1 protein-coding gene is annotated in these 745 nt (G+C 36.0%); it reads left to right on the top strand.

Annotation, left to right across the window (positions count from 1 at the left end):
* The coding region (locus FQU21_RS17520; protein ID WP_187269417.1) for a T9SS type A sorting domain-containing protein at positions 1-745 on the top strand (745 nt) is incomplete at both ends.

Raw genomic sequence — 745 nt, 5'->3', positions numbered from 1 at the left:
TAATATTGTGTTTAATAATGGGCAACGGGATTTTAATAGCCCAGGCGATCCTACAGATTCTGCAATTTTTTATAAAACCACACAAACTAAATCTGGTATAGCCGCCAAAACCACAACCGATACCCGAACAAAAATATGGTTTTCAATGACCGATGAAAATGAATTTAAACGCGTTATAGGTTTAGGTTATGATCTAAGGACTACCGAAGGTTATGATAGCGGTTTCGATTCGTATTTAGCCAATTTTTATCCCGACAATTTTTACTGGAATAGCCTTGCAGGGCAGTTAATGGTGCAGGGTTTACCAAACCTTTCTAAAACCGATGAAATTGATTTGGGCGTAGAAGTTGTAAATTCTGGAAATTACACCTTTGCTATCGATAAAAGTGAAAACTTACCCGAAAACACGCCGGTTTATTTAAAAGATAAAGACACCAATACCTACTATAAATTATTAGAGGATGCTCCAGTAACCTTAACCTTAGTTGCAGGAACTAGTTATGCCAATAGATATGCCATAACTTACGCCAAGACTACCGAGGACTTAGGTGTTGATGTTTCGGAGCTTGACCCCGTAACGGTATCATGTCACAAAGAAAACCAACAATTAATTATTAATAATTACCCAAATTTAGAGGCCATTTCAAGCTTAAAAATTTATAGTTTAACAGGGCAAGCTGTTTTAAGTTTAAAAACTGTTGAAACCAATACGATTCAGTTGCCAAATATTTCTAATGGCGTATAT

The sequence above is a fragment of the Algibacter pacificus genome (assembly GCF_008033385.1).
Lineage (GTDB): Bacteria > Bacteroidota > Bacteroidia > Flavobacteriales > Flavobacteriaceae > Algibacter > Algibacter pacificus.
The sequence above is the reverse complement of the archived record's forward strand: the minus strand, read 5'-3'. Positions and strand labels throughout refer to the sequence as shown.